The organism is Streptomyces sp. NPDC048002 (genome assembly GCF_040653275.1).
Lineage (GTDB): Bacteria > Actinomycetota > Actinomycetes > Streptomycetales > Streptomycetaceae > Streptomyces.
In genome coordinates, this window is sequence record NZ_JBEZNL010000069.1 from 1 (window position 1) to 21,859 (window position 21,859).

Sequence of the window (21,859 nt, forward strand, 5' to 3'; positions counted from 1 at the left end):
GAGGACCTGACCGCCTTCGCCGACTTCCCCATCTCCCACTGGAAGAAGATCCAGTCCTCAAATCCCCTGGAACGGATCAACCGCGAGATCAAGCGTCGCACCGACGTCGTGCAGGTCTTCCCCAACCCAGCAGCCCTCGAACGGCTGGTCACCGCCGTGCTCAGTGAGATGCACGACGAATGGATCGCCTTCCCCCGCCGCTACCTGTCCGAAGGCAGCATGACGGCCATCTACGCCGCCGAACACGCCGACCACACCACCCCAGCGCTCCCCAACACCCCAAACACTACGGACGATTGATCGCCTACACCATCACAAGGGACGTGACCCGTCATAGACCGGTGGCCCGATCCTGGCGTTCTTCCCGCGTCCTCTGCGCTTGCCGAAGGCACTCCACCAGCCGTTGTCCCGGCAGATCCGCCAGGCGGTCCGCTCGGCCATCGCCCAACCCGCGGCACACGCCTCATCGACCAGGAGCCGGTGGCCGAACTCCGGATCGTCGCGGTGCGCGTCGAACAGGGCATTGGCCCGATACGCCTCGGTCAGCTCCGCATCGGAGACCAGCCGGGCCAGCCACCGGTAGTAGGGCTGGCGGGCCAGCCCGAGCACCCGGCACGTCACCGCCACCGGCACCCGCACGGGTGCGTCGGCGGCGGCCAGCTCGCGGACGAGCGGGTACATCATTTTCCCGGCAGGTTCGCCTGCGACAGATACGCCGCAGCCCTCCGCAGCACCTCGTTCTCCTGCTCCAGCAGCCGGATCCGCTTGCGGGCCTCGCGCAGCTCGGCCGATTCACCCCCGCCGGCACCAGTGCCGGCCCCCGAGCCCGGCTCGCCGCCCTCCTCGGCCTCGGCGTGGCGCAGCCACTTCGTCAGCGAGGTCGGGTGGACCCCGAAGTCCGCGGCGATCTGTTCCAGCGTGACGCCCCGGGCTCGCGGTTGCGCGCGACCCGCACGACGTCCTCGCGGAACTCCTTCGGATAGGGCTTGGGCATTGCGACATCCTTCCAGGCCGCCTCTCAGCGAGCCAGGTCAGGTGTCACCCAACCGTGCAGCAGTCCCCTTCGCAGAGCCGCTTCACCTCGAAGGCGTCCCGGTGGTCGTGGACGAACTCGAAGCGGATCACCGGTTCGTCTCGCCGGCGAAATACTTGGCCGCCTTGCGGAGTATGTCCCGCTCGGTCTCCAGCTTCCGCTCACTCGCCTCGAGCTCGGCCACCCGGGCCTCCAGCTGCCGGATCCGCTCGCCAGGCTCCGCGGCCGGCGTCGCCTGCGGGGCCCGGACCGCTGTCCTGGCGTCCCGGGCGGCGTCCGGGACGCCGCCGCCAAGTTCCCTGGAGCGCAGTACCCAGGTGCGCAGAGTGTTCCTGTTGATGCCCAGGTCGGCGGCGATGCTCTTATAGGTCGCCCCGGGTGTGGACTCGAACAGGGCCACAGCATCGGCCTTGAACTCGTCCGAGTAGTCCTTCATCGCCATCGGCGGTCTTCTCGCTTCCTCCGGATCAAGCAGATCCAGTATCAGCGTGTCCACCACTCAGGGCGAGGCTCCGATGGCGGTTCGTGTCCCGCCCGGGAGGCGACCTCGGCGTCCGGTCGGCCTCCACGGCAACTACGGACGGGACGGGCCTCGACCGCATCCCCTCCCGCCCCTGGATCTGAACGCTCCCCCGGGTGGCTGGTCACGGTCCACCTTGACCACCCAAGGGGGGGGCGGTCATCGCGCCTCGGCGCATTCGTCAACGAACGCGCACAGCCGACGGATGAGGCTCAAGGAGCCGGGGGCAGGGTCCGAGCCGCCCCACATGTGCGGGGCCTCCTGGAGCCACTGCTGCCACAGACCTCCCGGTTGCCGGAAGCGGTCGGCTTTGTCAGCTCCAAGGTTCAGGTCGATGAACTGGAGAGCACCCATCGCGACAGGCTGGTCGTATGCGAAGTCAGGGCGCCGGAGGTAGCGATCGAGGTAGGCGGCGAGCAGATCAGCGTCGCGCTCCGTTCCGGAGCTGGCCAGGGCGACGCAATAGGCCAGTCCGGCGCAGCAGACCTCGCTCGCCAGCAGGAGCTGCCCGAGGCGCTCGCGGAACTCGGTTCGGCGGGAGACGGCTACGAGCCAGGCCGCGGTTCTCCGCTCTCGCCAGCCGCCCTCAAGGAGCTTGGCGATCTCATCTGCAGTGATGAGTCCCGCGTCCCCACGCAGATCTCGCATGAAGCGGTCGCACTCAGGACCCTGCATGCGCAGCAAGCCACCCCCGAGCTTCGTGTAGCGTCGCTCGGGCGCGACATAGCGGCGGGCCAAGGCCAGCAACTCGGCATCGTCGTGCAGGTGACGTATCACACGGCCGATCTTGCCTTGCCGCCGCGGAACACAGCCAGCCCCTCCCCCGTCCTTGGATGTGAGTGAGTACGGTAGTCGGCACATGGGGCGAAGGCGTAGGAGGTTGCTGCGTACGCGCTGGGGTCACGCTGCCGGCGTTCCGGAGGTTGAGTGCTTCGCCGGCGAGGGCTGTGGCCCGCTGCTCGATGCCGAGTTGCCGCCGTAGCAGTGCCACTGGCAACGATCTCGGCGAAGTGCGTGTTGAGGCGGTTGAAGCGCTCATGGACCGGCAGGTGTGAAGCGGTGGATCCGGTCCGGGGGCCTTCCCCCAAGGCCGGGAAGTTAGCGTTCTCGCAGGTCCTGCAAGCACATTGAGGGTTCGAAGCGAAAGCACAACGGAGCTCGTTGGTACAGGCAGTCGACCAAGACAGCTTGTACGTGAGGAGCTCCGTTGCAGGTTCATCTTGCCCTGCCGTCCACGCTGACTGCCATCACCCGTACGGTGACCGTGGCCGCGGGCCGGTTCGCCCCGGGCCACCTGGGAGAGCTGACCGCCGTGGTGCCGTTCGAGCTCGTGGACGCGGTGCTGGCGGAGACGCGGACGGTGCAGCGGCGGCTGCGTGACCTGCCGTCTCGGGTCGGAATGTACTTCCTGCTCGCAATGTGCCTGTTCCCTGAGGTCGGCTACCGGCTGGTCTGGGACAAGCTCACCAGCGGCCTGGCCGGCATACCGGTGGCCTCACCGAGCACGAAGGCCCTGCGGGACCTTCGCCGACGGCTGGGGGCCGCGCCGGTTCGGTCACTGTTCGAGGTGCTCGCCGGGCTGCTGGCACGCCCGACCACGCCGGGGGTGCGCTTCGGTGCCTACCGGACCGTGTCCTTCGATGGCTGCAGCTCGCTTCGGGTGCCCGATTCGCCCCGCAATCGGGCCTGGCTGGGGCGGACAGCCCATCACGGCTATCCCACGCTGGAGTTGATGACGCTGGTCGAGACCGGGACAAGGTCCATGATCGGCGCAGTGTTCGGCCCCACCGACGAGGGCGAGACCGCCTATGCCTGCCGACTGCTGCATCTGCTGAGGCCGGACATGCTGGTGCTGTGGGACAAGGGCTTCGACGCCAACGACTTCCTCGCCCAGGCGACCGCGACCGGCGCGAAGGTGCTGGGCCGGCTCCGCAGCAACCGGCGCACCCCGGTCCTGGCCCGTCTCGACGACGGCTCATACCTGTCGGTGATCGGCACTGTGGGCGTCCGGGTCATCGACGCTGAAATCACGGTGACCTGCGCTGACGGCACCGTCTTCACCGGCTTCTACCGGCTGGTCACCACCTTGACCAACGCCCGCCGGCACCCCGCGGCGGCGCTGATCAAGCTCTACCACGAGCGCTGGGAACACGAGAGCGCGTACTACGCACTCCGCCACACGATCATGGCCGGACGGAAGCTCCGCTCGAACGACCGGGCCGGCCTCGAGCAGGAGATGTGGGCCCTGCTCACGCTCTACCAGGCCCTACGGACCGTGATGGTCGAGGCCGCCGAGTCCATCCCCGGCACCGACCCCGACCCCTGCTGCTTCACTGTGGCACTCCAGACCGCCCGTGACCAGGTCGTCCAGGCCGCCGGGATCGTTCCCGACGAGCAAGGACGCCTCGGACTGACCGGCCGCCGGGTGCTGTCCCGCCTCCTTGCGCCCCGCCGCCACCGGACCAGCACCCGCAAGGTCAAGTCGCCGATGTCCCGCTACAGCGAGCGACGCGACGACGGCCGCCCAGATCACAGCCGCATCATCACCGACCTCGCCGTCACCGTCCTCGAACCCGGCCCCGAACCGCCGCCTCTGCCCACCGTCTCCCGAGACGACCGCTACACCGCCCCGGCCCAGCGACGACGGCATCGCATCCTCGCCCTGCTGCAGGACGACCCGAACCGGCTGTGGAGACCCGCGGAGATCGCCGCCCACTTCGGCGACGTCACCCTGCACACCATGTATCGGCAACTGTCCCGATGGGCCAACACCGGGCTCATCCACAAGCTCGGACCCGGCCTCTACGCAGCCACAACCTGGACCTCAACCCCCTTGCCACCAGCACAAACAGGCTAACTTCCCGGCCTTGGGGGAAGGCCCCTCGGCAACGGCGGCGAAGTGGACGCCCAGGCCCTGCCCCGACGTCAAGCGCGCAGCAGGGTGACGGCGCGCCCGGACGACGTGGTCTGCTGGGAAAAGACGGTGCGCTCGTGGACCGGGGGGGCCTGGGGACGGGTGTCGAAGATGACGAGGGTGCCCGTGGACAGCTCCATGCGGTCCAGGTAGTCGTCCAGCTGCGCCAGCCCCTCCACTAGGGGATCGGCACGGCCCTGGCGCCACACTTTCAGCTCCAGCGCCTCACGCTGCACGGCCCTCGAACCATCGGCAGCGGCGTAGGGCTGGCGGATCAGCAGGTCGACCCGGCGCCGGCCGACCCCGTACTCCCGGTCGATGAAACCCGCGCCGTTGACGATCCGGTGCAGATACGCCATCATCACCAGCTGCGCCGCCGCCTCCGGATACGTCGAGCTGGTGGCCAGGATCTCTCCGTTCTCCCGCCAGAACTCCGAGAACGAATGCAACAGCTTGTCCATGTCGATCCGGCCGTCCGGCAGCCGGAAGCTGCTCGGGACGGCGGTGATGACCGATTCCGTCCTGACGCCCAGGACTCGAACGATCACCTCCTTGTAGATCGGGTTGGCCACCCGCACCGGCGAATCCGCGGCGATCAGCCCCAGGTCGCGAACGTAGCCCAGGTCGTCGTCGTAGGTGCTCGCCTCCTGCGGCAGCTCGCCGGCGATCAGCGGCTCGATCACCCGCCGCACCCGGTCCTCCCCCAGCCGCGCGGCCAGCGAGTCCAGATGCGTCGCACGCGCCAGGATCAATCGCTCCTTCGCCTCGTCCACATGCTCCGCCGTGACCTGCTCGGACTGCGGGATCCGCATCCGCCTGGTGATCTCGTAGGCCAGGGCATTAACCAGCCAGGGCTGGCCCTGGGTACACCAGAAAGCACGCTGGACCGCGTCCGGGGTGAACTCCTGCCCCGTCTCCGTAGTGTGCTGCCCGTACAGCTCGACGACCTCGGGCTCGGTGAAGTCATCCAACCGCAGCGAAGCGACCTTGATATTGAACGGACTCGACGTCCCCAGCCGGCCCGGATCCCCGCCCGCGGCCGCCTTGTAGTCACGCACGTCCCGCAGCCCACACAACACCACCGAGTGCGGGAACTGCTCCCGCACTGCGGTGTAACCGTCCCGCAACTGGCGCAGCACACTGCGCAGACTCTCCCCCCGCAGCGCATCGATCTCGTCGAAGAACAGCACCAGCGGACGCGAGCAGCTCCGCACCCACTCCGTCAGCCCCCGCGCAAGCCGGGCCCCGGGCACCGCGTCGGGCCAGGGGGCTGGGGGCGCGAGCTCGTCGGGATACCAGGCGGCCTCCGTCGAACGCCGGATCGCCTCCAGGATCAGCTCCTCCGCCCAGCCGACGTCTTCCCCAGCGGGTTCGGCACTCTCGCAGGAGAAACGCAGTGCCGCATACTGTCCCGAGGCCGTCAGGTCCCGGGCCATCGCCGCCAACGCTGTGGTCTTGCCGGTCTGCCGGGGCGCGTGCACCACGAAGTACTGGCCCTCATCCACAATCTCGCGGGCCTGCGGCAACCGCTCCTGGGCCGGCAGCATGTAGTGCCGTTCGGGGATGCACGGCCCTGCCGTGTTGAAGTAGCGCACGACACAAACGCTATCCGACGGCACCGACAACGGAGCTGGGCGAGTGGGAGCCGGCTAATGCCGGAGCTCTGCCACAGCGGAGCCGTCGAGAATCCACAGACTGCTTCCGTGTTCCGGACTCGTTGACGCGGTACGGGGCGTTACCCACCGCCTCACGCGCGTGCGGGGATGAAATCCGCGGTGCTCATCAGAGTCCAGGCCTGTCCGGCTCCTGCGAACAGGTCCGCCGGCCGTGCGGAATCAGTGCCTCTTACGCTTCTTCTTCTGCCGTTTCCCGGCCTGCGGCCTGCCTCGTGAGGCTGTCTTCGCGCCCTTCGCCCGGCCGGTGGACCTGGAGTGCGCTTCCGCCCGCAAGGCCCGGGCGCCACGCCAAGCCTCCTCGGCCACCGCCGTGTCCGGATGACGGGACAGTTGCTCAAGGACCGGCGGTACCCCGTACGGATCGGCCACGGCCAAAGCTGTGACCAGGGCTTGGCCGCCTCCGGGCCACCCGGCTGCGGCCTCGTCGAAAGCGGCGTACAGCGCGTGGTAAGGATCCAATACCTCGCCTTCGCCACCATCCGCCGTGTCCGGGCCCTCGGCCATGCGATGGGCGAGGGCGGCGGTCAGACGGACCTCCTCGAACCAGTCGGCCAGGTACGTCGCGCGGGCGGCCTCAGGTACGCGGATGGAGTCGGCCCGATGGCCGAGAGTACGCAGGGTGCGCGCGGCGTGTTCTCCCAGTACGGGATCGTCGAGCAGCGTCTCCCAGACCGGCACCGGGGCGGCCGCCGCTTCGAGCACACCGAGCAAGGCACGCCGACGGGCTGCGTCCGGCCCGGCGGGACTGTCGGCGAGCGCGGCGAAGAGCTCGGACCAGCCGTCGGCGCCGCGACCGGACAGCCAGTCGCCGAGCGTCTTACGGGCCGCACCTGACGGCCACCACTGGGCGGCGGCCACCAGCCGTCCCGCGTCCCAGGCCCGTACCGCTTCCTCGGTCGGGAAGGCGCCGAGGTCGATGTGCGGCAGGTTCGCGGTGCCCAGGAGCAGGCCCTCGCGGAGCAGGGCGTGGCCGAGCGGGGTGAGGGTGAAGGTGTCGCCAGCGCGCTCGGTGACGCCGAGGCCGGCCAGCCGGTCGATGACGCGGGCCAGCCTGGCGGCGACAGGCCGGAGTTCGTCGCGGTCGTCCTCGGTCAGGCCGGGCAGCCCGGTGAGCGCGGAGAGGGTCTCGGGGTCCGGGAGTTCGTACGGGCCCGAGGCCGGGGTGCGGACATCGGCAGCGGGGTTGCACGAAGGCGGAACGGCCCACCCGTCCCGCTGCGCGGCCTGGCGGGCCACCGACTGCGCGGTCCCCGCCTCCTGGTAAAGGAAGTAGAGCCTGGAGAGATGCTCGCCGCGGTACTCCTCAGCGGTCTCCTCGTCCTCGGCCAGCTGGGTCAGGAGGGAGCCGAGGAGATCAAGGCCGAGTCCGGCCAGTTCTCCCGGGGCCCCTTCGCGCAGGACGACGGCGGCCGGTCCCTCGATGAGCGCGCCGTCCGGCCGGTCGGGGGACTCCAGCAGCAGGCCGACGGCCAGCGCGAGCCGGGCGAGCGGTTCGTCGGCTGTTTCCGGGCGGTCCAGGGCTGCCGTGAGCGACCGTAGGAGCGGTGCCGCGCGCAGCGCGCCGGCCAGCGCGTCCAAGGACTCCGGCAGCGGGACCGGGGCCAGCGGGTCGGGATCCTCCCCGAAGCACTCGAAGTGCTCCTGGGCGAGGGAGGCGGCCATGCCGAGCAGCGGCGCGGTGTGCCGGCCGCCGGGGGCCAGGTGGGCGTACGGGCCGCGCAGCAAGGCGTCGAGCCCGGCAGCCGTCCACCGGTCCGAGACCACCGCCGCCTGCGTCTCGTACCAGTCCTCGTCCGGGTCCGTCCCGTCCGGCGCCCCCAGCGGGGCGCCGGGCATCAGGGGATCCTGGCCCGGGTGGGACCGGTCGCGCTCGTCCAGGGCCACGAGGTGCAGCCGGGCGGCGAGCTCGGAGCGGGCCCGGCGCGTGCGCTCTCCCGCCAGTGCCCGTTCCCAGGACCCCATGGCCGCAGAACCGTCCGCCGTCGTGGGGGCCGAGAAGCCGAGTGCCGCCTCGCGTTCGGGCCGCGGGCAGGCGGCGAACGACTCCAGCCATCCGCGTACCGCGTCCGCGTCCCCGGTGTCCACGCCCTCGGCACGCATCAGCCCGGCGTACAGCCGTGGCCACGTGGTGCGCCCTTGAGCGGTCATCACCTCGGTGAAGCCGTCGGCCAGCTCCCGCACCCGGGCCGCCAGGCGGGCCTGCCGCTTCGCGTTCAGCCGACCCTTCTCGCGGGTGTGGTCGACGAGCGCGAGCAGCACCTCCACATAGCCCGGCAGCTCGGCCGGTGCGGCGCCCGCGTACAGCGGCAGCAGGATGTGCAACAGCTCCTCGGCGAGGTGCTCGGTCGGCTCGGGTAGGCCGGTCCTGCGATGCCCGGTGCTCAGGGCGAGCAGCCCGGTCACGGCATCGGCCGCACGTGGATCGAGCGGAGTGCCGCGGTGTTCCGCCCAGGCGAGGAACGGTTCGAGGGGAAGGCTCAGGGGCGTACCGCTGTTCATCCGGGCAGGCTAACGCCCAGCGGCGCCCAGCGGCGCCGGAAATGCCGATCCTCACCCGGCCCGGGGAGCCAGGGTCCCGGCAAAGTCTTTGGTCATCCGGTCAGGAGAAGGTTGATGGGGCGGTCGGTGTCGCGGGCGTGATGGCGTGGGGCGGCGGCGATGTTGTGGTGTCCGTGGAGGCGGAGGAGGGTGATTGCGGTGTTGCGGAGGCCGGCCATGACGCGCGGTGCGTTGCCGGTGCGGACCTGGGAGCGGTCCTCGTCGAAGGTGACGTCACGGACCCAGTGCAGTCGGTTTTCGATCTCCCAGTGCGACTGCCCATGCGGCCAGGACCTCTGCGGGCGAGGTGCGTGCGTCCGCGCTGGTGACCAGGTAGACGATCTCGACGGTTCGGCTTGCCCTTGCGTGTGACGGTGTGTCGCAGCTGGGCGACCTGAGCGGCTCCGGTGAAGTCGATCCAGGCGGGCACGTCGACGGTCTTGACCGTGCCGGTGGCGTGGCGTCCGTGGCCCCGGTCGGTCCTGCTGGCTGCGGGTATCCGGGCCCAGGGCAGGGCCTTCAACCGGGTGTACAAGGTCTTCTGATTGGCCTTCACGGTCAGGACGTAGTCGGCACCGGCCTCGATGACGAGGGTCGCGGTGTCGTGCCGGGTGTGGAGCGCGTCCATCGTGACCACCGCTCCGTCCAGGTCAAGGACTCCCAGCAGGTCCCGGGCCGCGGGGATCTCGTTGCTCTTCTCCTGCACGGCGACCTGGCCGAGCACCGCTCCCGAGCCGTGGGCGAGCGCGGCCACCAGATGCGGGGCCGCGGCGTCACCGTGGCGTGCGCCCCGCACGGTCTTGCCATCGATCGCGATCACCCGGCGGCCCGCGACCCGTGCGCTCCATGTCGCTGCCCATGCCACAGGAGGGTGTCGAGACGGTCCACGTCGAGCCGCGCGAACAGGCGCCGCAGCGTCGACTCGTCCACCCGGCGCGCACATCCACAGGCCTCTACAGCGAGATCCACTACAGCAAGGATCCGCGAAACCGACTGAACCGATCGTGACTACAGGGCACCAGCAAAAATGGCTGGTCACGTCTGGTGTCTGCGCGGGACCCTGAGCGTATGCCTCGACGTGTCATGTTCGTGCAGCTGAAGACCGGTTACAACACCGACCGCGGACCCTCGTGGATCGGGTGGGTGGACTTCTCGAAAACCTGGAGCACCGCGTACTTTCGCGGGAGGACACTGCGCCGGGCCGGGAAGATGCTCGATGCGAACTTCTACGACGTGCGAACGAACGAGGAGTTCTGGATCTCCGGACCGAAGCGGGACCGCACCGACACCCGCTACGGCCCTTGCAACCCTGAAATCGAGCCGCAAGCCGTCGAGATCTATCACGCCTTCCTGGAAGGCGCACCCCTGCCGGGCCGGGAGAACGGCTGACTCCACGCCCTTACGAACAGACCTGTCCGGGTGGTGATCGGACAGGCATTCATCACCGTGGTGACCCTGGGATCCTGTTCCGCAAGCCCCTGCACCAGCCCACGGGCTCGCAAGACACCGGCTCCTGGCTGATAGCAGGCCGGCTCGTCCGCCGACGCATCCGGGAGCGTGCCGCGGAAAATGAGCATCCCTCTGGACTCCGTGCTGAACGAGGGCGAGGGTCCGCCAGCGCACTGACGGACCCTCAACGGACATCCAGACTACGGCGAGCGCGCTAAACAGGTGGCCGCGTCCCGCCTCGGTGAGGTTTGGCCGATGCCGTTGAGAGCGAGCGAGTGCTGGGCGAGAAAACCAGGTCGACGTAGGTCAGTACGGCATCCGATCATGCGTTCATGCCCCTGAGCGAGACCCTTGCCCGAGTTGATGCAGACCTGGCGGCCGGCCGGGTTCCCGTCGCGCGCCAGCGTCTGCGCGGTCTCGTCTCGTCCTTCCCCTACGACCTGACGCTTCGCCGGCGTCTGGCCGAGGTGTACCGGCTCTACGGCGACGCCGCCGAGGCTGGACGCTGGATGTACCTCGAAGAGGACCGCAACGCCGATGAGACCGCCTCCTTCGAGGCGCGATACAGGTCTCCCGGGTGGCAGATGAAGGCCCTTGCCTGGCACGGCCCGGAGGCGATGGCTGCCACCGCCTTCGCGGAGGAGCAGCTGGCCGCGGTGCGGACCGCTTGCGCCGAGAAGCTGGGGCACGCCGTCGACTGGGACGACCCCGACTCCTACCAGGACGACCTGGAAGGGGAACACGGGGCGCCCTCCGAGCCGTGGACGCTCGGCGGCGTGCTGGCGGGCGTCGGCTGCCTGACGGGGGCCCTTGCGTTCCTTGCGATCTGGGTGAACGGAGTCGTTGCTCTCTTCAACTGACATAGGCCGCCGGGGCCGACGGGGGCGGCGAGCAAGGTTCGATGAACCGCCCAGAACCACCGTGAACGGGACATCGGTGACGAGAAGTGCTGCTTCGCGCGGTGTGAATGCGACGGCCACCTCACCGACGACGAGCGCGCGGCCGTCGACGACGGCCAAGCCGCACTCGTCCAACTGCTGGAACGACAGACTGACGTCCCCCTCCCTCTGGCCCCACACCAGGACAGATCGCAGTCCCCGCCACCGCAGCACTGCTACAAGTCGTCGACGTCCGCCAGGACGAACCGTGAGGCTCTACCGAGCACCGGCACCGCTTCAGATCCCTTGAAGGCGGCGGCGCGGCGTTATGTGACCATGCGGATATGGCACCTGGTCGGATCATCTTCCTCAACGGCACATCCAGCTCAGGCAAGTCGAGCGTGGCGCGGGAGCTTCTGGACGTCCTGGACGACGGCGTCTTCTTCCACCTGGCGGTCGACGCCTTCAACGCGATGCGCAGCAAGCGGGAGCTTGGCGCACAGGAGCTGGACGCCGCGCTGCGGCGTACCCGGATGGGCTTTCACCGCTCGATCGCAGCCATGGCCGGGGCGGGCAACGACATCGTGGTCGACCATGTGCTGAGCGAGCCGTGGCGGCTGCTCGACTGTCTGACGGTGCTGCGCCCAGAAGACGTCCTTTTCGTCGGCATGCACTGCCCGCTGGACGAACTGACACGCCGCGAGCAGGCCCGGGGCGACCGTCCAGCGGGCCTTGCAGCGCACCAGTACGACCTGGTCCACCGTCACGGCGACTACGACCTGGAGTGCGACACCAGCACGGCGAGCCCCCGCGAATGCGCCCAGCAGATCAAGGACTTCCTCCCGCACCGTCCCAGCCCCACCGCTTTCACCCGCCTGCGACAGCGCTACCTGGCCGACGGTATTGGGCACCTCGGCCTCGCCCCAACTGCATCGATCAGCGACCATTGAGTGGATGCCGACTGAGGCCCCGGCACCTCTTCCCGGTGCGGCAGGAACTCGACAAGCCTGACTCCTCAGAAGGCGCGTCCGGCATGCCCTGTGGGTGGACCTCATCGACGCCAAGATCGCGGCCTTCCGCCAGCGGCAGGCCCAGAAGAGGAACACGGCAACAGGGACAGCCGCCCCACGCCGCCGGACTGGATCGTCGAACCCGGCATCGGCTCCAGCCAGTCACCCATCGAGGTCGCCGCCGGCGAATGCCACATCGCCGAAAAGCGGCAAGAGGCTGTCAGCCGCGCCGAAGCCCTCCGGCTGCTCGCCACAGGACTGCGGGCATGCACCCACTGCCAACCCAACACCGAACTGGGCATCCTTGTGAAGAAGCCACCCCATCGCAGCAACCTGGTCACCCCATGCCAGCCGTGATCACAACCGCCACGGCGCAGCAGCAGGGAGAACCTGTGCGTCCTGGCTGGCGCCCATGCGCTGTCACCCCACCGCCCGCTCGCAGTGACCGGCGCCCACGACACCGACCGTTACGAACGCCGCGAGCCCGCGTCGATGTGGAGGGAGCGCTTCACGTCCGCCGGATTTCGGCTCCTTCCGGCGCCTCCCGCCCCGGCAGGACACCGTCCCCGGATTCACCGCCGTCCGGCCATGCCAAGCACACCGAACTCGCCTTTGAAAAAATCCCGTTGGCCGCGGTCATCACCGCCACGCCCGACGCGTGATCACCGGAGCACATCGCGAGGACAGGTGACCCCGTCTCTTCGGCCGCTCGGGCCATGCCCGAGCAGCCATGAGGCGGGCCGGGAGCACGGGCCACGTTCAGCAGCTTCCGTCCACGACGCCACGGGCGCGCCGCTCCCGATGCCGCCGTCTCATGACGACGGCGGGAACACCGAGCGCCAGGAGCACCGGGAAAGCGGCGACCATCCCGAACCAGAGGAAGAGCGCGAGATAGCCGTAGGCGGCGCCGTCCTCGCCGGCCATCATCAGCAGGACGATGCTGGCGACGAAAGCGACGGTCATCAGCCCCGCGACGGCGACGGCGAGCCGGTACAGAATGCGCGCCCCACGCGGGTATCCGGCGTCGGCCCCCTGGACCCGGCGTGCGTCCGGCCCCCGGGTCATTTCTTCGCCGCGTCCCACGCGCCGGAATGGAAGCTGCGCAGGAGTGCGATCAGCGCCGCCCCGAGTCGCCAATCCACACCGAGAGCGTGCAGGTGCAGTGCGTCGTTCTTGGACCTGAACTCCAGCGGAGTCTGCCCGTTCGCGCGCCACCGGATGCGCCGGGGTGCCCGCGCGAAGCCGCCCTCGTTGCCGGGGACGCTGTCGAAGACCGTGATCGCGAGGACTATCGTCATCAGCGGCAGCAGGATCCACCAGGTCCACCACCACACGATCCGCCCCTTGAAGCCGACCGCCTCGAAGCCGTCGGCCTGGCGGACGGTCCAGCGGGTGCGCAGCCCCCTGCCGCGGAGCGCCTTCTCGCGCGTGACCGTGCCGATGAGCTCACCGTGCGCGCCGAGCACGTCGAACCTCGCGACACCGCCGCCGGCCGACGCCGTCACGACGGTGCCCACCCGCTCCCGGCGCTGATCGTCGGCCCACAGCGCGAAGGTACGGGTCCCGTTGCCCCGGGCCGCACGGTAGGCGGACACACCTCCCGACGGCAGTTCGCGCTCCACGAACACCGTCCCAAGACCGGGCCCGCGGGAGAAACTGACCAAGTCCGTCACCGGCGCGCCCGCCTGGCCACCGGCCGCTCTCGGGCCGCTGAACAAGGTCAGTACGCTGATGCTCATCCGGCATGCTCCAAGAAGTCATCGTGTGGCCAAGGCCCGCTCAGTCTGCCCCATCTCGTTGATCCCACCACGCAGTTGCCTCCCCGTGGAAGCATCCGCCACCGGATCTTCGTACGAGGACGAGGGCGAGGACGGGGGCGAGGACGGTGCCGCCGCCCGGCACCGAGGCCCGGCGCGTGCCTAGGAATCGCCCTCGCCCCCCCACCCCGGGAGCCGCGCCCACGCGGCGTCGAAACACTCTCGCTCGGCATCGGCCGCGGCGGACCGCAAGCAGGAGCGGGGACGACACTGCCGGGCCCGGCCGCGGTCATCTCGGCATAGACGGAGGTCTCTCCGCGTCGGCCTGGTGCACGGTACGTACCTCGCCGGCCGGGCCGTGCGCCGTGACGGCGCTGTGGCCGACCCGCAGCATCAGTATCGGACTACGTAGTCCGATCGATGCCGGTCACGCCGTTATGGCTCATGCTGGTCAGCATCCACATTTCCGTGATCCTCGTCATTGATCGGCAGTCGCGCACGTGAGAAACGAAGATTCCAGGTCACAGCGCACTTACGTGTGGGAGTCCGCCAGGGTTGGATCCCTCGGTGGACCGCTGCTCGTCTGCGAGGTCGACTCCTTCTCGGACTGGGGCGGTGCCGTGCACAGCCCCGACTACGAACTGGATCCTGCCTGCGACTACGCCCGCGCCTGGTCGGCGGTCCACCCGGACGACGACGATCTCGAAGCCGCGTTCGTGTGTTTCGGTGAACACGGGGAACATGCCGGCCTCATCTGGGAAATGGACCGCGAGGGCAGCGCGGAGATTGCCTACGCCCGGCACCGCGATGCTCCCGCCGGCGAGGACGACAACTTTCTGATCATGCGCTCATGGATCCCCGACGGCAGGACGGACGCGCCGCGCCGGCGTGCCGCCGGGGCGCCTGCGGCCGAAGAACAGGAAGTAGGAAAGCTGGAGTTCCTCAGCGGCCGGGTCGTTGTCGTCTGGGCAGCAGTGAACGCTCATGAGACCGGCTCGTACGCCACGCCGCAGGAAAGAGCCGCGTCGATCAAGGCCCTGGCCCGGCTGAACCCCCCTGTCCAGCTCAACCTGGACGGCCAACCGGGTCTCGGTACGGTGCTGTGGGTCAAGCCGGGCACGTACCGCGTCACCTGCGGATGGCACGAAGGAACCCGGGGACAGTACATGTCCCAGGAAGAGATGTACGGACCAGCACAGTCATACGCGGATGACGACTGGAGCTGTCGCTGGGTTCGCTTCACCCGGTCCGACGGCTCCGTTGAGGCGTGAGTGCCTGCTCCTGAGGCCGAACACGACAGGTTGGTGGTTGTGACGGGTCTGCGAACGGCTCGTCGGGCTTGTTCAGCAGGTCAACTTCCTCTGGGAATCACGGGAGTTGCACCACTCACCGTGGCTGGACAGACCCCAATGACACACGGGCGCGGGCGACAGCGGCGCCGTCTGCGCCCGCCGACATCGTCGCTCACACAGACCCGAACCCGCCGCCGCGCGCGCCGCGCTTCGACCCCGCGCCATGTCGCCACAGAGCGAGATTCAGCCACAAAGAACCCGTTGCAAAGGATTCCTTGCAACTACTTCTTTGCAACGCTACGTTGGACCCATGGAAGAGCCCCCGGACGCACAGATCCGCAGTCTTGACGCCCGCTCACTGCGCGGGCTGGCCCACCCGCTGCGCATGCAGTTGCTGGACGCCCTGCGCTTCGGCGGACCGGCCACAGCCTCCCAACTCGCGGAAAAGCTCGGCGAGTCGAGCGGGGCCACCAGCTACCACCTGCGCCAGCTCGCCGCTCACGGCTTCATCGAGGACGCCCCGGAGCACGGCAAGGGGCGGGAGCGGTGGTGGAAGGCCGTCCACCGGGGGCTGCGTTTCGACGACTCCGTGCTCACCGGCGCCGGCCCGGATCTGCGCGGTGCCGCCGAACTGTACTTGCACGAGGTGGCGAACACCCAGACCAGGGATCTGTCGACCTGGCTCGGCGACCGCACCACCTGGCCCGACGAGTGGAACCTCGCCTGGGACATGAGCAGCGCCACGCTGCGGCTCACACCCGACCTCACCCGGGAGCTCATCGAGAAGATGCACGCGCTCGTCGACGAGTACCGGAACCGGGTCAGCGACGAGTCCGACGCCGACAGCGCCCGAGTGCGTATCCACACCCACGCGTTCCCCATCACCACGGAATGAGAGGCGATTGCTGATGCATCCCGAGACCGACCTCGCCCTGCACCATCTCCGCGCCGCCGGCCTGCGCACCGAGGCAGACGCGTACCGCCTGGCCGTCTCGGCCCGGGTCCCCCGCGCCCTGCGTGCCCGCCTCGGATGGACCCTCGTCGAGGTCGGCCTGCGCCTTGCCTCCCCTTCCCCGTCCGCCTCCAGGGCCGCGATCGCCCTCCCCTAGGGCAACAGTCCCGGCCCGAGCAGGGCCGCGACGCGGCCGAGCGGGTCGGCATCAAGCAGTTCATGGTGGCCGCAGCCGATGTCGTGCCAGGCGACCGGTGCGGTGCAGTACGGCTGCCAGGCCGCGGGATCCGCCCCGCCGTCCGCTTCCCCCGCGGCACGGAAGAACGTGACCTCGGTGCCGCCCCCGAGTACGGGTGGCCGGCCGTCCCGCAGGAACTCCAGCGCGGACGCGGCCGCCGCGCGCACCCCGGTGACGACGGTGTCGCCGAGGACGGCCAGGGAGGCGGGAGGCTCCCCTGCGGAGGAGAAGCCCAGGGTCCGCAAGACCTCGTTCTCTTCCTCGCCGCGTGGCTCCCCACCAGCCGTCGGCAGGTGGGTGTCCAGGAGGGCGAGGAGTTCGACCCGTTCGCCTTCCTCGGTCAGCCGGGCGGCGATCGCGTGGGCGAGCTGCCCGCCCAGGGACCAGCCCAGGAGCCGGTAGGGACCGTGCCGCTGGACGGAGCGGATCGACTCCACATGCCTGCGCACCACTTCGTCCGGTTTGAAGGGCGCCTGGCCCGGCTCCGTGAGGTCGGCCGCCTGGAGGCCGTACACCGGTAGGCCGGGGTCGAGGTGCGGAAGCAGGCGGGCGTAGGGCCAGGCGAGGCCGCTCACCGCGTGGACGCAGAACAGCGGCCGCCGGTCCACCCCCTCGCGCAGGGGCAGGAGCGGGCCGAGACCGGCGGCCGGATGGTCGTCGCCGAGCCGTCGGGCCAGGGCTGTCACGGACGGTGCCTCGAACAGCGCGCGGACGGACAGCGCCGCTCCCGTCACCGCCCGGATCCTGCCGATCAGCCGGGTCGCGAGCAGGGAGTCCCCGCCGAGGTCGAAGAAGGACGCCCCGGGGTCCGGCGCCGGCCCGCCGAGGGTCTCCGCGAAGAGCCGGCTCAGCATCTCCTCGCACGGGTCGAGCGGCACCGCCGTGGCCCGGGGCGGGGGCGGCGGGGCGGGCAGGGCGGCACGGTCGAGCTTGCCGCTCGGTGTCAGCGGGATCCGCTCGATCTGTACGTAGGCGGAGGGCACGAGATAGTCGGGCAGCAGGGCGCGTGCGTGGCGCCGCAGATCCTGGTGGTCCAGGGTGAGTTCGGGGCGTACGGCGACGACGTGGGCGACCAGCCCGCGGCCCCCGGCGCGGTCGTCGTACGGCGTGACGACGGCCTGTGCCACCAGGGGATGACGCAGCAGAGCGGCCTCCGCGTCGGCGGGCTCCACCCGGTGTCCCCGGATCTTCACCTGGTCGTCCAGCCGCCCCAGGAACTCGATCGCGCCGTCCGCCCGGTACCGCACTCGGTCTCCGGTGCGGTACATGCGCTCACCCGGCTCACCGAACGGGCAGGCCACGAAGCGCTCCGCGGTCCAGCCCGGCCGGCGCAGATAGCCGCGGGCCACGCCGACGCCGGCCAGGTGGAGTTCGCCGGGCACGCCGACAGGCACCGGCTTCAGCCGCTCGTCCAGCACATAGGCCCTGGTGTTGCGGATGGGCCGGCCGACCGGAGGTTCGCCCTCCGCGCTCCCGGCGCCGGCCTGCCACGTCAGAGCGAAGACGGTCGTCTCGGTGGGGCCGTACACATTGGTCACCGCGCAGCCGGGTATGCGGTGTCGGATGTCCCGCAGGAGGGCGCCGGGCAGTGGTTCGCCCCCCAAATGGACTCGTTGCACGGCGAGTTCGCCGGTCAGGGCCGGCAGGATGCCGGCCAGGGCGGAGGGGACCGTGGTCAGGAGGCTGCCCTGCCAGCCGTCGCGTTCGACGAGTGCCAGGAGGTCGTCGACCAGTTCCACGCAGCCGCCCAGCGCGAGGGGCAGGACGGTGTCCTCGATGTGCGCGTCGAAGGCGAAGGAGATCGACCCGAGGACCCGGGCGACCGAGTCGGCGCCGAACTCGGCCTCGTAAGCGCCGATCAGATTCACGACACCGGCGTGCTCGACGACCACGCCCTTGGGGGTGCCGGTGGTGCCCGAGGTGTGGATGACGTAGGCCGCGTGGTGCGGGAGGATCGGCCCGCCCCGCTCGTGGTCCGTGATCCGGGCTCGGTCGCGTGCGGCGAGGCCGCGGGCGGTGGACGGGTCGTCGACGACGATCAATGGGGCGCCGGGCGGCAGCAGGGACCGTACGGCGTCGGAGGTCACGATGAGGCGGGGCCGCGCCCCGGCGAGCACCAGGGCCAACCGGTCGGCGGGCTGGCGGGGGTCCAGGGGCAGATAGGCGGCCCCGGTCTTGAGTACGGCGAACAGGGCGACCAGGGCGTCTGCGGTGCGCGGAAGGAGCAGTGCGACCGTCGTCTCGGGGCCCGCCCCGGCATCGAGCAGGAGGCGCGCCAACTGGTTCGCGCGGACGTCGAGTTCGGCGTACGTCGTCGTGTGTCCCGCGTGCATGACCGCCGGGGCCCCCGGGTTCCGGTCGGCCTGGGCCTCGATCAGCGCGGGCAGTGCGGTCGCGGGGGCGGGGGCGGCGGTGTCGTTCCATTCGACGAGGAGCCTTCGGCGCTCGTCCTCGGGGAGGAACGCGTGGTCGGCGAGGTCGTCGGCGTCGTGGTGCGGGTCGTGCGCGATGGCCGTGAGGAGTCGCACGAACCAGTCCGCGATCCGCTCGGCTTGGTCGCGGGTGACGTGGGCGGGCTGGAACTCCAGCCGCACGCCGAGGGTGTCGCCGGGCGTGCAGACGACGGACAGCGGGTAGTGGGTGGCGTCGAATCCGTCCGCGACGGTGCAGTGCACGCCGGCGTCGAGTGCCGCGTCATGGCCCTGGCCACCCGCCGGATAGTTCTCGAAGGCCATCGTGGTGTCGAAGAGTGCCTGGAGGCCGGTGAGTTGGTGGATGTCGGAGAGTCCGAGGTGATGGTGCTCCATGAGGTCGATCTGATCGTCCTGGACCCGTTCCAGCAGCTCCGTCAGCGACTCCCCGGCGCGCACGACAACTCTGGCGGGCAGGGTGTTCACGAGCAGTCCGACGAGGTTCTCCACGCCTTCCACGTCCGCCGTCCGGCCGGAGACGGTCATGCCGAACAGCACGTCGTCCCGGCCGGTCAGCCGGCGCAGGACGAGGCCCCAGGCCACCAGCACCACGGTGTTGAGGGTGACGCCGCAGTCGCGTGCGACAGCGGCGAGTGCGGCGGACGCGGTGGGGGGCAGGGTGCGCGGGACGCGCTCGGGGACCGTCGCGGCCCGTCCGGCCGCCTGAGGCACGGCCAGCGTCGGCCCGTCGACGCCCGCCAGGGCGCCGCTCCACGCCTCCCGGGCCTCGTCGGGCCCGGTGTCGGCGAGCCAGTCCAGGTAGGAGGTGTAGGACGGCGCCGGCGGCAGCTGCTCGAAGGCGGCCTCCCCGTGCCCGTACAGCCGCCACAGTTCGTCGACGGCGAGGGAAGTGGACCAGCCGTCGAGGACCAGGTGATGGCTCGTCAGCACGAACTGCCAGCGACGGTCGTCGAGGCGGAGCAGCAGGAAGCGGGTCAGGGGCGGGCGGGCGAGGTCGAAACGGCGGGCGCGCTCCTCGCGGGCGGCGTCCGCGGCCGCGTCGGTCCTCGCGCCGGACGGCAGTCCGGTCAGGTCGTACAGCCGCCAGTCCAGAGGCGGATCGGGGCTGATGAACTGCACCGGCTCCCCGGACGGCGCCGCCCGGAACCCGGCGCGCAGTCCGTCGTGACGGCGCTGCAGCGCACGGCAGGCCTCGCGCAGTCGCACGGCGTCGAGTTCCCCGGTGACTTCGAGGGTGAGCTGGGTGGTGTAGATGTCCTGCCCGTCCGCGTCGTACGCGGTGTGGAAGTACAGGCCCCGCTGGAGCGGCGCCAGCGGGAGGGCGTCCTGGGTGCCGGTGGCGACGTGCCCGCTCATGCCGTCTCCTCCAGCTCTCGCAGGGCGGCGAACCACGCGTCGGCGAGTTCCTCCACCTGCTCCCCGGTCAACAGGCGAGACGGGAAGGTCCAGGTCACATGGAGTTCGGGCCCGGCGCTGCCGTCGAGCACCGCGGCGGACACCTCCAGCAGGTGCGTGAGAGGCATCTCGGCGTCGCCGCCCCCGGCGAGGGCGGGGAGGTCGGCGGCCAGGGTCCAGTCCGCGTCGGGCGAACGCTCGAAGCGGCCCAGGTAGTTGAAGATGACCTGGGGGTGGGGCAGCCGCGCCAAAGCGGGCGCGGTCTCGGCGTGGAGATGACGCAGGATGCCGTAGCCGAGGCCCTTGTCGGGCATCGCGTCGAGCCTGCGCTGTACGGCGCCGGGGGCGTCGTCCCGCTCCAGCCGCACGGGGAAGAGACTGGTGAACCAGCCCACCGTGTGCGACAGATCGAGGTCCTCGGTGATCTCCTCACGGCCATGCCCTTCGACGTCGACCAAAAAGGGGGCCTCGGCCGCAGTCGCCGGATCGTCCCCGAAGTGTGCCGTGCGCCAGGCGCGCAGGGCCCGGCCGAGGGCGCTGAGCAGCACCGAGTTGACGCCGGTGCCCAGCCTGGCGGGGGCCGCGGTGAGCACGGCGGCCGTGCTGTCGGCGGGCAGGACCCGGGTGACGGTGGCGCGGCTGCGCATCACGTCCCGTGCCGGGTCAAGCATGGCGAAGCGCAGGATGTCGTCGGCGTCCCGGGCGGCACCGGTCCACAAGGGCAGCTCGGCGGTCCGCCGGGGGGCCTGCTCCTGGAGCAGGGCCCCCCACCGGGCGTAGGAGATACCGGTGGGCTCGTCGAGGGGAGCGCCGGTGGCGAAGGCCCGCAGGTCGTGCAGCAGGACGCGCCAGGAGACACCGTCCACGACGAGGTGGTTGACGACGAGGAGGAGGTGGCCGGTCCGCGTGTCCCCGGCGTCGAACCAGACGGCTTCGAGCATGTGCCCGCTGCCGGGGGCCAGGCGCCCCGCGGCCTCCTCGGCGGCACGGGCCACGGCGGCCTCGCGCTGGTCGGCGCCGAGTTCTCGCACGTCGATGCGCCGGACGTGCTCGCTGCCCCGTACGGTCCCGCGGGGCAGGACGTCGAGAGTCCACTGCGGTGTGCGTCCGAGACGGATGCGGAGTGAGTCGTGGCGGTCGAGCAGGGACTGTACGAGCCCGGCGACGAAGGGCAGGTCCAGGGCCGCGGGGACGCGCACCAGCACGGACTGGTGGAAGGCGTCGACCGGGCCTCCCCGGTCGCGCTGCCACTGGATGATCGGTGTGAGGGGTACGGAGGCGGGGGACGTGGCGGTGTCGGGCCGGTGGGCGCTGCCACGCGGTCGCAGTGCGGTCTCGGGCGCCGGGGGTGCGCCGGTGCGGGGAGCGCGTGCGCGGGTGTGCGGGGCGATTCCGGCGACGGTCTTGTGCCGGAAGACGTCCCTGGCGGAGACCGTGAGGCCTCGTTTGCGGGCTCCGGCGACCAGCCGGATGGAGAGGATGCTGTCCCCGCCCAGGTCGAAGAAGGAGTCGTCCAGTCCCACCTCGGGCACGCCGAGGATCTGTGCGAAGAGCTCGCGGAGTACGCCTTCGGTCTGGGTGGCGGGTTCGCGGCGGGTGGTGTCTGCCGGCCTCGCTTGGGGTGCGGGCAGGGCGGCACGGTCCAGTTTGCCGTTCGGCGTGAGCGGCAGACCGTCCTCAAGGACCATCACCACCGACGGAACCATATAGTCCGGCAGCAGCGCCACCGCCCGCTCCCGCACCTGCTCCGCCAAACGATCCGTCGATCCTGAGGC

General features: G+C 70.4%; 18 protein-coding genes and 2 pseudogenes. 9 read left to right on the forward strand and 11 right to left on the reverse strand.

Annotation, left to right across the window (positions count from 1 at the left end; genetic code table 11):
- Window positions 1–300: transposase (locus AB0E07_RS38950; RefSeq protein ID WP_362262964.1), on the forward strand; the 300-nt coding region annotated here is incomplete at its 5' end.
- Between the two features lie 12 nt (window positions 301–312).
- Here AB0E07_RS38950 and AB0E07_RS38955 read toward each other — a convergent pair.
- The 3 genes from AB0E07_RS38955 to AB0E07_RS38965 form a co-directional block, all read right to left on the reverse strand.
- On the reverse strand, window positions 313–684 hold the full coding sequence (locus tag AB0E07_RS38955; RefSeq protein ID WP_362262966.1) for a hypothetical protein: 372 nt from the start codon (window positions 682–684) through the stop codon (window positions 313–315).
- Between the two features lie 437 nt (window positions 685–1,121).
- A complete protein-coding gene (locus tag AB0E07_RS38960) occupies window positions 1,122–1,532 on the reverse strand; it encodes a transposase (protein ID WP_362262969.1) in 411 nt (136 codons plus the stop codon).
- A gap of 180 nt (window positions 1,533–1,712) precedes the next feature.
- Window positions 1,713–2,330, reverse strand: coding sequence for a DUF6000 family protein (locus AB0E07_RS38965; protein WP_362262973.1), 618 nt, complete (start codon window positions 2,328–2,330; stop codon window positions 1,713–1,715).
- Window positions 2,331–2,760: 430 nt separating this feature from the next.
- Between AB0E07_RS38965 and AB0E07_RS38970 the strand changes: the two genes are divergently transcribed.
- On the forward strand, window positions 2,761–4,410 hold the full coding sequence (locus AB0E07_RS38970) for an IS4 family transposase (protein WP_362262976.1): 1,650 nt from the start codon (window positions 2,761–2,763) through the stop codon (window positions 4,408–4,410).
- A 68-nt stretch (window positions 4,411–4,478) separates the two neighbouring features.
- On the opposite strand, the gene AB0E07_RS38975 is transcribed toward AB0E07_RS38970, so the two are convergent.
- The 4 genes and pseudogenes from AB0E07_RS38975 to AB0E07_RS38990 form a co-directional block, all read right to left on the reverse strand.
- On the reverse strand, window positions 4,479–6,062 hold the full coding sequence (locus tag AB0E07_RS38975) for an ATP-binding protein (protein ID WP_362262979.1): 1,584 nt from the start codon (window positions 6,060–6,062) through the stop codon (window positions 4,479–4,481).
- 240 nt (window positions 6,063–6,302) lie between these two features.
- Window positions 6,303–8,642 carry a hypothetical protein gene (locus tag AB0E07_RS38980; protein ID WP_362262982.1) on the reverse strand — a complete coding sequence of 780 codons (2,340 nt, stop codon included), beginning with the start codon at window positions 8,640–8,642 and terminating at the stop codon, window positions 6,303–6,305.
- 242 nt (window positions 8,643–8,884) lie between these two features.
- Window positions 8,885–8,984, reverse strand: a pseudogene (locus tag AB0E07_RS38985) (ISAs1 family transposase); the annotation flags it as partial.
- A 106-nt stretch (window positions 8,985–9,090) separates the two neighbouring features.
- Window positions 9,091–9,624, reverse strand: a pseudogene (locus tag AB0E07_RS38990) (ISAs1 family transposase); the annotation flags it as partial.
- 140 nt (window positions 9,625–9,764) lie between these two features.
- Here AB0E07_RS38990 and AB0E07_RS38995 point away from each other — a divergent pair.
- The 4 genes from AB0E07_RS38995 (at window position 9,765) to AB0E07_RS39010 (ending at window position 12,375) form a co-directional block, all read left to right on the forward strand.
- A complete protein-coding gene (locus AB0E07_RS38995) occupies window positions 9,765–10,070 on the forward strand; it encodes a hypothetical protein (RefSeq protein WP_362262985.1) in 306 nt (101 codons plus the stop codon).
- Window positions 10,071–10,462: 392 nt separating this feature from the next.
- Window positions 10,463–10,990, forward strand: coding sequence for a DUF6584 family protein (locus AB0E07_RS39000; RefSeq protein ID WP_362262987.1), 528 nt, complete (start codon window positions 10,463–10,465; stop codon window positions 10,988–10,990).
- Between the two features lie 362 nt (window positions 10,991–11,352).
- Window positions 11,353–11,958 (forward strand): AAA family ATPase, encoded by a 606-nt coding sequence (locus tag AB0E07_RS39005; protein WP_362262990.1) that lies wholly within the window; start codon window positions 11,353–11,355, stop codon window positions 11,956–11,958.
- A 90-nt stretch (window positions 11,959–12,048) separates the two neighbouring features.
- A complete protein-coding gene (locus AB0E07_RS39010; protein ID WP_362262992.1) occupies window positions 12,049–12,375 on the forward strand; it encodes a DUF6233 domain-containing protein in 327 nt (108 codons plus the stop codon).
- Window positions 12,376–12,777: 402 nt separating this feature from the next.
- Here the strand turns inward: AB0E07_RS39010 and AB0E07_RS39015 are convergent, their stop codons facing one another.
- Window positions 12,778–13,083 (reverse strand): hypothetical protein, encoded by a 306-nt coding sequence (locus AB0E07_RS39015; protein WP_362262994.1) that lies wholly within the window; start codon window positions 13,081–13,083, stop codon window positions 12,778–12,780.
- A complete protein-coding gene (locus AB0E07_RS39020; protein WP_362262995.1) occupies window positions 13,080–13,757 on the reverse strand; it encodes a hypothetical protein in 678 nt (225 codons plus the stop codon). Before AB0E07_RS39020 ends, AB0E07_RS39015 begins: the two co-directional genes overlap by 4 nt.
- Before the next feature lie 638 nt (window positions 13,758–14,395).
- Here AB0E07_RS39020 and AB0E07_RS39025 point away from each other — a divergent pair.
- The 3 genes from AB0E07_RS39025 to AB0E07_RS39035 all read left to right on the forward strand — a co-directional run bounded on the left by AB0E07_RS39025 (window position 14,396) and on the right by AB0E07_RS39035 (window position 16,176).
- Window positions 14,396–15,046 carry a hypothetical protein gene (locus AB0E07_RS39025; protein WP_362262998.1) on the forward strand — a complete coding sequence of 217 codons (651 nt, stop codon included), beginning with the start codon at window positions 14,396–14,398 and terminating at the stop codon, window positions 15,044–15,046.
- Between the two features lie 331 nt (window positions 15,047–15,377).
- A complete protein-coding gene (locus AB0E07_RS39030; protein WP_362263001.1) occupies window positions 15,378–15,962 on the forward strand; it encodes a helix-turn-helix domain-containing protein in 585 nt (194 codons plus the stop codon).
- Between the two features lie 13 nt (window positions 15,963–15,975).
- The gene (locus tag AB0E07_RS39035; protein WP_362263004.1) at window positions 15,976–16,176 is read left to right on the forward strand and encodes a hypothetical protein; all 201 of its coding nucleotides are present in this window, start codon (window positions 15,976–15,978) and stop codon (window positions 16,174–16,176) included.
- Here AB0E07_RS39035 and AB0E07_RS39040 read toward each other — a convergent pair.
- Window positions 16,173–20,045 (reverse strand): amino acid adenylation domain-containing protein, encoded by a 3,873-nt coding sequence (locus tag AB0E07_RS39040; RefSeq protein ID WP_362263005.1) that lies wholly within the window; start codon window positions 20,043–20,045, stop codon window positions 16,173–16,175. The two genes, AB0E07_RS39035 and AB0E07_RS39040, sit on opposite strands and share 4 nt — an antisense overlap.
- Window positions 20,042–21,859: condensation domain-containing protein (locus tag AB0E07_RS39045; RefSeq protein WP_362263007.1), on the reverse strand; the 1,818-nt coding region annotated here is incomplete at its 5' end. The genes AB0E07_RS39045 and AB0E07_RS39040, both read right to left, overlap by 4 nt.

Bases quoted from the DNA above. Each gene is read 5' to 3' on its own strand.
- AB0E07_RS39020 (WP_362262995.1), bottom strand. From the start codon at position 13,757: ATGAGCATCAGCGTACTGACCTTGTTCAGCGGCCCGAGAGCGGCCGGT.
- AB0E07_RS39005 (WP_362262990.1), top strand. From the start codon at position 11,353: ATGGCACCTGGTCGGATCATCTTCCTCAACGGCACATCCAGCTCAGGC.
- AB0E07_RS39040 (WP_362263005.1), bottom strand. From the start codon at position 20,045: ATGAGCGGGCACGTCGCCACCGGCACCCAGGACGCCCTCCCGCTGGCG.
- AB0E07_RS38995 (WP_362262985.1), top strand. From the start codon at position 9,765: ATGTTCGTGCAGCTGAAGACCGGTTACAACACCGACCGCGGACCCTCG.
- AB0E07_RS39000 (WP_362262987.1), top strand. From the start codon at position 10,463: ATGCCCCTGAGCGAGACCCTTGCCCGAGTTGATGCAGACCTGGCGGCC.
- AB0E07_RS38980 (WP_362262982.1), bottom strand. From the start codon at position 8,642: ATGAACAGCGGTACGCCCCTGAGCCTTCCCCTCGAACCGTTCCTCGCC.
- AB0E07_RS39030 (WP_362263001.1), top strand. From the start codon at position 15,378: ATGGAAGAGCCCCCGGACGCACAGATCCGCAGTCTTGACGCCCGCTCA.
- AB0E07_RS39015 (WP_362262994.1), bottom strand. From the start codon at position 13,083: ATGACCCGGGGGCCGGACGCACGCCGGGTCCAGGGGGCCGACGCCGGA.
- AB0E07_RS38955 (WP_362262966.1), bottom strand. From the start codon at position 684: ATGATGTACCCGCTCGTCCGCGAGCTGGCCGCCGCCGACGCACCCGTG.
- AB0E07_RS39035 (WP_362263004.1), top strand. From the start codon at position 15,976: ATGCATCCCGAGACCGACCTCGCCCTGCACCATCTCCGCGCCGCCGGC.